The 11,605-nt window shown below is 55.8% G+C and carries 11 protein-coding genes; 7 read left to right on the forward strand and 4 right to left on the reverse strand.

The window, feature by feature from the left end; translation table 11 throughout:
* The coding region (locus tag ACILQA_RS06785) for an LOG family protein (RefSeq protein WP_395629020.1) at window positions 1–617 on the reverse strand (617 nt) is incomplete at its 3' end.
* A gap of 57 nt (window positions 618–674) precedes the next feature.
* Window positions 675–1,346, reverse strand: coding sequence for an extensin family protein (locus ACILQA_RS06790; protein ID WP_395629021.1), 672 nt, complete (start codon window positions 1,344–1,346; stop codon window positions 675–677).
* A 122-nt stretch (window positions 1,347–1,468) separates the two neighbouring features.
* On the opposite strand from ACILQA_RS06790, the gene ACILQA_RS06795 reads away from it, so the two are divergent.
* The 6 genes from ACILQA_RS06795 to ACILQA_RS06820 all read left to right on the forward strand — a co-directional run bounded on the left by ACILQA_RS06795 (window position 1,469) and on the right by ACILQA_RS06820 (window position 7,894).
* Window positions 1,469–2,056, forward strand: a complete 588-nt coding sequence (locus ACILQA_RS06795) for a ferric reductase-like transmembrane domain-containing protein (protein ID WP_395629022.1) — start codon at window positions 1,469–1,471, stop codon at window positions 2,054–2,056.
* A gap of 2 nt (window positions 2,057–2,058) precedes the next feature.
* Window positions 2,059–2,373, forward strand: coding sequence for a PepSY domain-containing protein (locus tag ACILQA_RS06800; protein ID WP_395629023.1), 315 nt, complete (start codon window positions 2,059–2,061; stop codon window positions 2,371–2,373).
* 103 nt (window positions 2,374–2,476) lie between these two features.
* Window positions 2,477–3,601, forward strand: coding sequence for a phosphoserine transaminase (locus ACILQA_RS06805; RefSeq protein WP_395629024.1), 1,125 nt, complete (start codon window positions 2,477–2,479; stop codon window positions 3,599–3,601).
* Between the two features lie 127 nt (window positions 3,602–3,728).
* Window positions 3,729–5,312 (forward strand): phosphoglycerate dehydrogenase, encoded by a 1,584-nt coding sequence (serA, locus tag ACILQA_RS06810; RefSeq protein WP_333568764.1) that lies wholly within the window; start codon window positions 3,729–3,731, stop codon window positions 5,310–5,312.
* A 41-nt stretch (window positions 5,313–5,353) separates the two neighbouring features.
* Complete coding sequence (locus ACILQA_RS06815) at window positions 5,354–6,466, forward strand: ATP phosphoribosyltransferase regulatory subunit (protein WP_395629025.1); 1,113 nt, start codon at window positions 5,354–5,356, stop codon at window positions 6,464–6,466.
* A gap of 138 nt (window positions 6,467–6,604) precedes the next feature.
* Window positions 6,605–7,894, forward strand: a complete 1,290-nt coding sequence (locus ACILQA_RS06820; protein WP_324478157.1) for an adenylosuccinate synthase — start codon at window positions 6,605–6,607, stop codon at window positions 7,892–7,894.
* On the opposite strand, the gene ACILQA_RS06825 is transcribed toward ACILQA_RS06820, so the two are convergent.
* Window positions 7,891–9,195 carry a spinster family MFS transporter gene (locus ACILQA_RS06825; RefSeq protein ID WP_395629026.1) on the reverse strand — a complete coding sequence of 435 codons (1,305 nt, stop codon included), beginning with the start codon at window positions 9,193–9,195 and terminating at the stop codon, window positions 7,891–7,893. The genes ACILQA_RS06820 and ACILQA_RS06825 overlap by 4 nt on opposite strands.
* A gap of 174 nt (window positions 9,196–9,369) precedes the next feature.
* Between ACILQA_RS06825 and ACILQA_RS06830 the strand changes: the two genes are divergently transcribed.
* On the forward strand, window positions 9,370–10,107 hold the full coding sequence (locus tag ACILQA_RS06830; RefSeq protein WP_395629027.1) for a class I SAM-dependent methyltransferase: 738 nt from the start codon (window positions 9,370–9,372) through the stop codon (window positions 10,105–10,107).
* Here ACILQA_RS06830 and ACILQA_RS06835 read toward each other — a convergent pair.
* The gene (locus tag ACILQA_RS06835; protein WP_395629028.1) at window positions 10,104–11,447 is read right to left on the reverse strand and encodes a dicarboxylate/amino acid:cation symporter; all 1,344 of its coding nucleotides are present in this window, start codon (window positions 11,445–11,447) and stop codon (window positions 10,104–10,106) included. The genes ACILQA_RS06830 and ACILQA_RS06835 overlap by 4 nt on opposite strands.
* Window positions 11,448–11,605: the final 158 nt, after the last annotated feature.

The raw sequence follows: 11,605 nt of genomic DNA on the forward strand, positions 1-11,605 counted from the left end.
ACGGCACGTGCACGCAGCAAGAAGTGCATTTTGCGCAACGCGAAATAGTGGAACTGGAAACTCAATCGCGGCGTCACAAACAGATTTGGCGCCTGCTCATGCGGAAGCACGATATTGAGGCCAACGGATTCCGCGCCAACGTCGTGCGCGCCGCGGTTGGCGGCTTCCATGATGGATGGGCCCCCGCCCGAACAAACGACGAAGTGGCGTCGACCTTCTTCGTCCGTTACATTGGCTTGTCCCGCCAGCTGCGCAAGATGACGGGATTCGTCGTAGAAACGCGCCTTTTCCTTCATGCGTTCGGCGATGATTTTGGACCGCTCGTCGGTTGCGGCCGCGATCAAGGCATCTGCACCATCGGCTTCGGGAATGCGCGCAGAGCCGTAGATCACCAACATCGATCCGATGTTAGCCTCGTCCAGCAACATTTCGGTTTTGAGCAGTTCCAGCTGGAAACGAACTGGCCGTAAATCCTCACGCAACAGGAAGTCGGTGTCCTGAAATGCGAGCCGGTAAGACTTGCTTTGCGTTTGCGGGGTGGAGAGTTGCTGTTCAGCAAAGTCCGCTTCTTGTTGTGCTTTGTAGAAGCGGCGATCGTTAATTTTTGTGTCTGTCATTACCCTGCATATAGGGTGCAAGGGCGTGTTCTGCCACCCCTCATCGGCAAAAGCCCCTCATCGGCAAAAGGATGTGCCGTTGCGCATCGATCGGGCCATGTCGAAATGGAAATGGTTTGCATGCGCAGCGTTATAATCGGGGCCAAGCACGGTGCCGAACCGTTTGCAGGCGGACTGGTGCAGGCGACGCAGGAACGCGCGCTCTTCGCTTGATCCGTTCCAGCCTGTGAGCACGGATACGCGGCGGCCATCGCGCAAAACGAACGCGGAGACATCGACGGCATTGGCAAAGGCATGTTCGGATAATTTGCCCGAACGTCCCCCATAGATGTTCCGGCAGTTGAACGTGCCCATTGTCTCGATGCGGACGACCTCAGCGCCTAAATACTGCTTGGCGGCGGGACGCACGGCATAGCGTGCCCAATCGGTAAAGTTGGCGGCCAGCGGGCACGTCATCGCACCCAAATTGGTGGCCGGCGTGCCAAAATCCATAAGCTTGACCGTGTCGATCGTGCGGCACCCGCCGTCAAAACTTTTGTTGGGCAAGCCGGCAAAGCGGACTGACTTTTCTTTCAAACTTGCCAAGCACTGCCGCACATTTTCCGTTGTTGCGTTTGCACCCGTGCGTGTCGTTTTCGGGGCCTCACGCGCGCTGCAGGACGCCAATAGCAGCGCGCTCGCGACAAGCAGAATTCTTGGAGCAGTGACGGCGGCCATGTAAGATGTCATAGCAAAATCTTAGCGGTGTGCAGCACCAAATCGACCCGATGAACGCGGTATCGCGGCAAAGGCGTGAATATTGATACAATTTCCGCGTTGCGCACAGTGGCTGGCGCGATTATCGCGGATGCATGTTGCGAATCATTCTTAATAAGAAGTGGGTGTTTTGGATATTGCTGTCTTTGCCAGCGATATTGATGATGCGCAGCTTCTATGCGGGTGACCGCATCGCGATGGATATGCTGCATCCGACAGGTGAATGGTCCGCGCGTTTTATGATTGTCGCGATGGTTTTAAGTCCGTTGTTGTCATTGCTGGGGCCACGCCCATGGCTTAGCTGGTTGATCCAGCGCCGCCGTGCGCTGGGTGTCGCTGCGTTCGCTTATGCGGTGCCCCATTTGGCTTTTTACCTCATCGATATGGGCAATATCGACGACATCATTGCCGAATTTCTGGCGCTGGGCATCTGGACGGGCTGGGCGGCCATGCTATTGTTTATCCCGCTCGCGCTGACCAGTAATGATGCATCGATGCGCGCGCTGAAAGCGGGATGGAAGCGGCTGCAACGCCTTGTGTATCCCGCTGCCGTGCTTGTTCTGGTACACTGGATATTCATCCATAACAATCTAGGCCCAGCGCTCGTTCATTTCGCCCCATTGGCCTTGCTCGTGGCGGCACGCTTTTTTCTTCCCCGTAAATTTGCATTTAAAGGAGCATGAATATGCGTTTATTGACTTCACTTTCACTCGCCGCAGCGACCGCAATTGCTTTCGCATCGGTACCGGCATCGGCAACCGGCGTTATCACCTGCAAGGCAGGACCGGTTTCGGGTTGGAAAAGCCAACAGGCACTTACCGATAAACTCACCAAAGAAGGCTGGACCGTCCGCAAAACCAAGGTAGATGGTGGTTGTTATGAAGTGTACGGCACAACGCCAGAAGGCGACCGTGTTGAAGCCTATTTCCACCCTGTGACGCTTGAGAAATTATATGTTGGTCGCCGCGGCGAAGTTTTGTTTCGTAAGGCCGGTTACTGATCACATTTTGCGATAGTCATTGACAAAGCCGGGGCTGCGCTTAAACGCGGCTCCGGGCCACGCGGCCCCAACGCCGCGCTGCTCTCTGCAAGGAGAAGCTTACATGACTATAGTACCCCCCGCCGTTAAACCGGCGCGTCCATATTTTTCATCCGGTCCCTGTGCGAAACCGCCAGGCTGGAGCCCCGAAAAACTTCAAACCGAATCGCTTGGCCGTTCGCATCGTGCGAAAATTGGCAAATCGCGCCTTCAACTGGCGATCGATCTGATGCGCGAAGTGCTTCAGGTGCCTGACACGCACCGCATTGGCATTGTCCCCGGTTCGGATACCGGCGCAATCGAAATGGCGATGTGGACCATGCTTGGTGCACGACCGGTCACGATGATGGCGTGGGAAAGCTTTGGCGAGGGCTGGGTCACAGACGTCAACAAGCAGCTCAAGCTGAATGCGACCGTCATGAATGCGCCCTATGGCGAAATTCCTGATCTGAGCGCGGTAGATTTTTCCAATGACGTGGTTTTCACATGGAACGGCACGACTTCAGGTGCGCGCGTTCCAAATGGTGACTGGATTGCCGACGACCGTGAAGGCCTGACCTTCAACGATGCGACGTCGGCGGTGTTTGCCTATGATATGCCTTGGGACAAGCTGGACGTCACAACGTTCAGCTGGCAAAAAGTGCTGGGCGGCGAAGGTGCGCATGGCGTGCTCATTCTCGGACCGCGCGCTGTTGAACGGCTTGAAAATTACACCCCGGCATGGCCGCTTCCAAAAGTTTTCCGCTTGATGTCGAAAGGCGCACTCGCCGAAGGCATTTTCAAGGGCGAGACGATTAACACGCCATCGATGCTTGCGGTGGAAGATGTGATCTTTGCGCTTGAGTGGGCGAAAACCGTTGGTGGTTTGCAGGGGCTTATGGCCCGCAGCAACGCCAATGCTGCTGCGCTCGCAAAAATCGTTGAGACACGTGACTATCTCGGCTTTCTCGCCGCTGATCCTGCTATTCGGTCAACGACGTCGGTGTGCCTGACCGTTGAGGGTGCGGACGAAGCGATGATCAAGAAAATGGCGTCACTGCTTGAGGCGGAAGATGCGGCTTATGACATTGCCGGATATCGCGATGCCCCTGCGGGCCTTCGTATTTGGTGCGGCGCCACTGTCGATACCGCAGATGTTGAAGCGCTCGGCCCTTGGCTCGATTGGGCTTATAAGAAAGCCAAAGCTTAAATCCCACCCGTGCCATTCCCGCGCATGCGGGAATCCGGGCACGTACATATCCGCGCAAGCCGACATTTCAGTCCATCGATCCCCGATCAGTCGGGGATGACGACAAAAGACATATAGGAATTTCAACATGACCAAACCACGCGTACTTATTTCCGACAAAATGGATCCCAATGCTGCGAAGATTTTCGCTGAACGCGGCTGTGACGTTGATGTCATTACCGACAAAAGCCCTGAAGAGCTCGCCGCCATCATCGGTGATTATGATGGCCTTGCCATTCGCAGCTCGACCAAGGTCACGAAGGCCATCCTCGACGCCGCCACCAATTTGAAGGTGATTGGCCGCGCCGGCATCGGCGTCGACAATGTGGATATCCCGAACGCCTCGGCAAAGGGCGTTGTCGTTATGAACACGCCGTTCGGCAATTCGATCACCACCGCCGAACATGCGATCGCATTGATGTTCGCACTTGCACGCCAATTGCCGGAAGCAAACGCGCAGACGCAAGCTGGCCTCTGGCCGAAAAACGGCTTCATGGGCGTTGAAGTCACCGGCAAGACGCTTGGCCTGATCGGCGCAGGGAATATCGGTTCCATCGTCGCAAGCCGCGCGCTTGGCCTGCGTATGAAGGTCGTTGCGTTTGACCCGTTCCTGACGGCGGAACGCGCCATTGAAATGGGCGTGGAAAAGGCGGACTTGGACACGCTGCTGGCCAAGGCTGATTTCATCACCTTGCACACGCCGTTGACCGATCAGACGCGCAATATCCTGTCCAAAGAAAATCTGGCGAAAACCAAAAAGGGTGTGCGCATCATCAACTGCGCGCGCGGCGGTCTGGTCGATGAAGCCGCGTTGAAAGAAGCGTTGGACAGCGGCCAAGTTGGCGGCGCTGCATTAGACGTGTTCGCAACAGAGCCAGCCAAGGAATCGCCGTTATTTGGCACGCCAAACTTCATCTGCACACCGCATTTGGGTGCGTCGACCAACGAAGCGCAGGTTAATGTTGCGCTGCAAGTTGCCGAACAGATGGCGGATTATCTCGTCAATGGCGGCGTGACGAATGCGCTCAACATGCCAAGCCTGTCTGCCGAAGAAGCGCCCAAGTTAAAGCCATATATGACCTTGGCGCAAAAGCTGGGTTCACTGGTTGGCCAACTTGCGCACGACAATTTGGATAATATCGCCATTGAGGTTGAGGGCGCTGCGGCCGAATTGAATATCAAGCCCATTACCGCCGCTGTCCTTTCCGGTTTTATGCGGCGTTTTTCGGACGCGGTGAACATGGTCAACGCACCGTTTTTGGCAAAAGAACGCGGTTTTGATATCCGTGAAGTCCGTCATGACAAGGCCGGTGCCTATCACACATTGGTGCGTGTCACGGTGAACACAGCGCAAGGACCACGTTCGGTTGCAGGCACATTGTTCGCCAACAGCGAAGCGCGGCTTGTCGAGATTTTCGGCATCAGCCTTGAAGCTGAGCTCGAAGGCAGCATGCTGTATATCGTCAATGAAGATGCACCGGGTTTCATTGGCCGTGTCGGTACGGCATTGGGTGAAGCTGGCTTGAATATCGGCACCTTCCATTTGGGTCGCCGCAGTGCAGGCGGCGAGGCGGTTCTGCTGTTGTCGATGGATGCAGCAATTCCAGAGGCTGTTCTTAAGCAGTTGGCGTCGCTTCCAGGCGTAAAGACAGTAAAGGCGCTTAAGTTCTAAGCGGGGCTTCCCCGCCAGAACTTTTCGCGTAAAGAACGCGCATGAAGATTCCGCCCGACTTGCTGCCTGAAGGCTTCCGCGACCGACTTCCTCCCCAAGCGGAGGTTGCGGCGCGGGTGTCGCGTGCCATGATCGATGTGCTGACACGCTATGGCTATGCCAGAGTGGCGCCAGCCATTGCTGAATTTGAAAGCGCGCTTGCCGAACGCAGTGGCGGCGCGGCGCGGAATCAGCATTTGCGTTTTACCGATCCCGTTTCCGGGCATACGCTCGCCTTGCGTGGCGATATAACCGTGCAGGTCGGGCGCATTGCGACAACGCGGATGCAAGAATCCTCTCGGCCGCTGCGCTTGTGCTATCATGGTCAGGTTCTGCGCCTGAAGGCAAAGCAACTGCGACCAGAGCGTGAATTGACGCAGCTGGGCGCTGAGTTGATAGGCAATGACAGCGTTGCTGCGGCGTGCGAAATTGTTGGCGTCGCCATCGATGCGCTGGAGGCAGCGGGCGTTAAAGACATCACCATCGATTTTACCCTCCCTGACTTGGTCGAACGGCTTGCTGAAAAGGCGTTGCCTTTGGCTCCCGATAAAATTGATGCCGTGCGTTCCGAACTGGATATGAAGGATGCTGGCGGCCTTAGCGTATTGGGCGCGGATGCCTATCTGCCATTGCTCGCGGCTACGGGGCCATTTGATGCGGCGGTTGAAAAATTGCGTGCGATTGATGCTGGCGGTGCACTTGCCTCGCGAATCCAGGCGCTGGAAAGCATCGCAGCAACGGTCGCCGGTCGTGCCAATGTGACGCTTGATCCAACCGAACGGCATGGCTTTGAATATCAAAGCTGGTTCGGCTTCACGATCTTCGCCAAAGGCTATAGCGCCGCGCTCGGTCGTGGTGGCACTTATTATATCGACCGCGCCGATGGCCCGTCTGAAGCAGCAACTGGATTTTCGCTTTATCCAGATCCGTTGATTGACTTGGCCGAAGAAAGCACCGCGCAGCGTCTGTTCCTGCCGCTCGGCACCGATGCCGCCACCGGCGCGAAATTGCGTAGCGAAGGTTGGGTTACGGTCGCTGCGTTGGACGAAAATGACAGCGCCGCCGTGCTGGGCTGCACCCATAAATGGGCAAACGGGCAGGCAGTTATCGTCTGAAATCGTCCATCACGTTGCTTTAGGGTGGACGCAGCGCCATCATAATCATAACGGAGCACATGGCGAATCCCTTCGCAGGAAAAAGCTCCTGCGCAGAAAAAGGCCCCAGAGCTATCTGGCTTTGACAGGGAATATCTGATGGCAAATGTAACCGTAATTGGCGCTCAGTGGGGCGACGAGGGAAAAGGTAAGATTGTCGACTGGTTGGCGGAACGCGCCGATGCAGTGGTCCGGTTTCAGGGCGGACATAATGCAGGCCACACATTGGTGGTCGGCGAAAATGTATATAAATTGTCGCTGCTGCCGTCGGGTATCGTGACGGGCACGCTGTCGATCATCGGCAATGGTGTTGTTCTGGACCCATGGGCGTTGCGCGACGAAATGACGAAGCTGCGTGGGCAGGGCGTTTCGATTACAACCGAAAACTTCGCACTCGCCGACAATTGCGCGCTGATTTTGCCGATCCATCGTGATTTGGATGGCTTGCGCGAAGCCGCCGCCGGTTCGGGCAAGATCGGCACGACGGGCCGCGGTATTGGCCCTGCTTATGAAGACAAGGTCGGCCGCCGCGCCATTCGCGTTTGCGACCTTGCGCATTTGGATGCGCTTGATGCGCAATTGGACCGTTTGTGCGCGCACCATGATGCGCTGCGCGCCGGTTTTGGCGAACCGCCCGTAGACCGTGCCCGCCTGATTGCTGACCTTAAGGAAATTGCGCCATTCGTTCTCGAATATGCGCAGCCAGTGTGGAAACGGTTGAACCAAGTGCGCAAGGCAGGCGCGCGGATCCTTTTCGAAGGCGCGCAGGGCGTTTTGCTGGATGTCGACCATGGCACCTATCCATTCGTGACATCATCAAACACGGTTTCGGGTACTGCCGCAGCTGGATCTGGTCTTGGCCCAAGCGCGGCCGGTTTTGTCCTTGGCATTGTGAAGGCATATACCACGCGGGTTGGTTCGGGGCCTTTCCCCACCGAGTTGGAAGATGAAACGGGCCAGCGGCTGGGCGAACGTGGTCATGAATTTGGAACCGTAACGGGCAGAAAACGCCGTTGCGGTTGGTTTGATGCCGTAATCGTGCGTCAAAGCTGCGCGGTGTCCGGTGTCACAGGAATTGCGCTGACGAAATTGGATGTCTTGGACGGTTTCGACACGATCAAAATCTGCACAGGTTACCGCCTGAATGGCAAGGTATATGATTATCTGCCCGCGCATGCCGCAGAGCAGGCCGCAGTCGAGCCGATTTACGAAGAAATGCCCGGTTGGCAGGAAACGACCGCTGGCGCACGGAGCTGGGCCGACCTTCCGGCTCAGGCGATTAAATATATCACCCGCGTTCAGGAACTGATCGAAACGCCCGTTGCCTTGGTATCGACGTCTCCGCAGCGCGAAGACACGATCTTGGTCCGCGATCCGTTTGCGGATTAACCGCTTTTCAGTTCTGCGTTCAGCCGCAGGCTAGCGCGCCAGAAGAAGAAGGCGGGGATGAGCCCAAGCCAGGCTGCACCATAAAGCACCCAGCGGACGCTTTCGTCGCCGGCCATGGGTTGCAGCCAATCGGATAGCACGCCGAACAACAATGGGCCCATGCCAAGCCCGATGAGATTTTGTCCAAAGACAACAAGCGATGCCGCAATGGCGCGCGCCTCTGGCCGGACAAGGCCTTGGACGCATCCATAAGCAGGGCCGTAATAAGCCGAGTTCAATATGGTCGGCAGAATGAGCAGGGCGACGGCAATCCGCCAATCTTCGGCCCAATAACCGGCAAATAAAATCGGAGCGGCAATCGCCATGCCGATGGCAGGCATGGTCAAGATATGCCGCTTGTCACGCTTGCCAAAAACATCGGCCATTTTCCCGCCAAGCCATGTGCCGATGATGCCGGAAATGCCAAGCGCGACCGCCATAGCAAGCCCCGCCTCGGTCGTTGATAGGCCGTGGGACCGGATGAAGAAGCTGATCGTCCATAGACCCTTGCCGTAGCTGAGGAAGGCGGTGAACGATGCGGCGATAAAGACGTACAAATAGGCCTTGGACGCAAAGACTTCACGCACAGCATCTTTAATCGACAGTTTTGCCTTCACGGGCGAGTCCGCGGTGTTGAAATGTGCGCTATCGGCGCATCGCCGTGGATCGCGGATGAGCAATGGCAACACAAACGCCAGCAATATCCCCGGCATACCAACCAGCATGAGCGCCATGCGCCAGCCATATTGGTCGTTGACGACCCCGCCAATGATGAGGCCAAGCAGTCCACCAATTGGGATCCCAAGTCCGAAAAAGGCGATGGCCGAAGACCGTTTTTCGGCGGGCACGCTATCTGCGATCAGCGAGTGTGCAGCAGGGGTGCAACCAGCTTCACCGACGCCAACGCCAATACGCGCAAGCGCGAGTTGAACGAAGTTTTGCGCAACACCGCATAATGCGGTCATAGCGGACCACACCGCAAGGCAAACAGAGATGAGCCAAACCCGGTTGGTCTTTGCATTATCCGCATAGCGGGCGATTGGTATGCCCAGAACAGCATAAAAAACCGCGAAAGCAGGGCCAGCCAGCAAACCGAGCTGCGTATCACTCAGCCCAAGCTCGCCCTTTATAGGTTCGGCCAGAATATTGATAATCTGGCGGTCCAGAAAGTTCAGAATGTACACCAGCAGAAGCGCGAACAGCATTATCTTGGGGTTGGTTATAGCCAATCCACCGCTGCGCACAGACGCTCGATCATGCATTCCTTTTCTCCTTCTCCAATGCGCAGTTATTCAACTATTTTCGCGATTGTAAAGCATCAGCGACATAATGATGTCGACAATTGATGGTTCTAACATCGCAAAGCGTATGGAAAATCGGACAGTCTGAAAAATGCGGCATTGACTGTTGGCGACACAGGGTCATTGGAGGACCATATGACCACGCGTGAAACCACGGCTTTTTTGCCACTCGACGACATTGATCTCACATTGTCGTTGAGCGACCGGTTCATGGTCATGGCTTATGGCGCCATCCAATGGCCATGGTTGCTGCGCAGCCTCGATGGTGGCCGTAAAAAGGATAAGGCGGAACTGCTCGCTTATCTTGATTTGCCGCAGGATGCGTTGCCCAATTTGGGCAGCTGGAAAGCAGATACGCATTTTTTGTGGCACATCGTTTCTGCAATCGAAGAAATGCGCCCGCAACAGGTGGTTGAGTTGGGTTGCGGGGCATCGACTTTTGTTGCGGCGCGGGCACTGCAACTATTTGGTGGCGGAAAAATCGTCAGCTTTGACCAGCACGGGGAATTTGCGTCGACGACGCAGGATTGGATCCGTGACAACAATATGGATGTCGACGTCCGCCATGCGCCCTTGGGACCGCCACCGGCTGGCTGGCCGGGCCATTGGTATCAATTGAGCGATATACCGGCTGAAATCGATTTGCTGATCGTCGACGGGCCACCATGGGCCCTTCATCCGCATGTGCGTGGCGCGGCGGCGAGCCTATTTCCGAATTTGCGTCCCGGTGGCCGTGTGCTGCTCGATGATGCTGCGCGTCCCGGCGAGCGTGTAGTCGCCCGCCGGTGGCGCAAAGAGCATCATGATATGGACTTTAAGCTCGACAGCCAAGGTGCCAAAGGCACCTTGCTTGGGCACAAGCACCCCGCTTAAAGCTTCGTTTTTCGCTCGTCAGTCACCATGTCGCTGGCAAGGTCCAGCCCGGCTTTGCCGTGCGCTGCAGTGTGCGCAGGCGCATGCAATGGTTCGACAAACTCTGGCTCTTCCACCTCAAGCATGCCTTCCCATTTGGTGATGACGGACGTTGCCACGGCGTTACCAACGACGTTGGTTGCGGTCCGGCCCATGTCGAGGAACTGGTCGATCGCGAGGATCAGCGCGACACCTTCAACAGGCAAGTCAAACATCGCCAGCGTGCCGGTAATCACCACCAACGATGCGCGAGGCACGGCGGCTACGCCCTTCGAAGAAATCATCAGTGTCAGCAGGATCAGGATCTGCGTTCCGATGGACAAATCAATTCCATAAGCTTGCGCGATGAAGATGGTCGCGAAGCTCATATACATCATCGAACCATCAAGGTTGAAGCTGTAGCCCAAAGGCAGCATGAAGCCGGAGATCCGGCGCGGGACGCCGAAACGATCAAGCTGTTCAAACAATTTCGGCAACGCCGCTTCGCTAGATGCGGTCGAAAAAGCGATGAGCATCGGTTCGCGGATGTAACGAATGAGCGTCCAAATGCGTCGGCCCAAGAAGATCGCTCCAATCGACAAAAGGATCGTCCACAACAATGCGAGCGACAAATAGAATTCACCGACGAGCTCAAGATAGGTCAGCAAAATCGCTAGGCCGCTTTTGGAAACCACGGCGGCAAGCGCGCCAAACACCGCAACAGGTGCATAACGCATCACATAATGTGTGATTTGCAGCATCATTTCGGCAAGGGCTTCCGCACCCCGAACGAGCGGCGCACCTTTTTCGCCCACAGCGGACAATGCGACACCAGCGAACAATGCGAACACCAAAATCTGCAAAATATTGTTCGTCGCCATCGCTTCGAACGCATTTTTGGGGAAAATCGACAGGATGAAATCCCAGAAGTCGAGTTTCTTGACCTCGCCAATCGTGGCAGCGGCATTGGCGATGGTATCTACCGGCGCGCCAATGCCAGGCTGGAGCAGGTTGACCATCAACAGTCCAAGGCCAATCGAAATGAAGCTGGCGATGATAAACCACGTTATTGCCCGGAAACCAATTCTGCCCAGCGCACTGCTATCACCCATATGGGCAATACCGACAACGATGGTCGACAGGATCAGCGGCGCGACCAAAAGCTTGATGAGATTAAGGAAAATATCCGAAAGCAGTTTGAACGTCTTGGTGATATATTCGAACTGCGTACTGTCCTGCGCAAAACTGACATGGACTGCGTAACCCACGGCTACGCCGAGGATCATCCCCACCAAAATCCATAATGTAAGCCGTTTATCCACGCGGAGCCTCTCCTATTTTTAACTTTTGCGCACGCTACACAGGAGTAAGGGCTGTCGCAACAAGTTACAAACGTGACTTGTTTAAGCGCTCGAAGGGCGTCATAAGCTTTGTAATAAAATTACAACGTATTTTGTCGTTGGACATGGCACTTAACCAA

Origin of the sequence: Sphingorhabdus sp., from assembly GCF_044239005.1 — a bacterium.
Classification (GTDB): Bacteria; Pseudomonadota; Alphaproteobacteria; order Sphingomonadales; family Sphingomonadaceae; genus Sphingorhabdus_B.

What these genes read in the sequence shown, in the direction of transcription:
- ACILQA_RS06790 (WP_395629021.1), bottom strand. Translation starts at nt 1,346, where the DNA reads ATGACATCTTACATGGCCGCCGTCACTGCTCCAAGAATTCTGCTTGTC.
- ACILQA_RS06795 (WP_395629022.1), top strand. Translation starts at nt 1,469, where the DNA reads ATGTTGCGAATCATTCTTAATAAGAAGTGGGTGTTTTGGATATTGCTG.
- serA (WP_333568764.1), top strand. Translation starts at nt 3,729, where the DNA reads ATGACCAAACCACGCGTACTTATTTCCGACAAAATGGATCCCAATGCT.
- ACILQA_RS06805 (WP_395629024.1), top strand. Translation starts at nt 2,477, where the DNA reads ATGACTATAGTACCCCCCGCCGTTAAACCGGCGCGTCCATATTTTTCA.
- ACILQA_RS06830 (WP_395629027.1), top strand. Translation starts at nt 9,370, where the DNA reads ATGACCACGCGTGAAACCACGGCTTTTTTGCCACTCGACGACATTGAT.
- ACILQA_RS06820 (WP_324478157.1), top strand. Translation starts at nt 6,605, where the DNA reads ATGGCAAATGTAACCGTAATTGGCGCTCAGTGGGGCGACGAGGGAAAA.
- ACILQA_RS06815 (WP_395629025.1), top strand. Translation starts at nt 5,354, where the DNA reads ATGAAGATTCCGCCCGACTTGCTGCCTGAAGGCTTCCGCGACCGACTT.
- ACILQA_RS06825 (WP_395629026.1), bottom strand. Translation starts at nt 9,195, where the DNA reads ATGCATGATCGAGCGTCTGTGCGCAGCGGTGGATTGGCTATAACCAAC.
- ACILQA_RS06800 (WP_395629023.1), top strand. Translation starts at nt 2,059, where the DNA reads ATGCGTTTATTGACTTCACTTTCACTCGCCGCAGCGACCGCAATTGCT.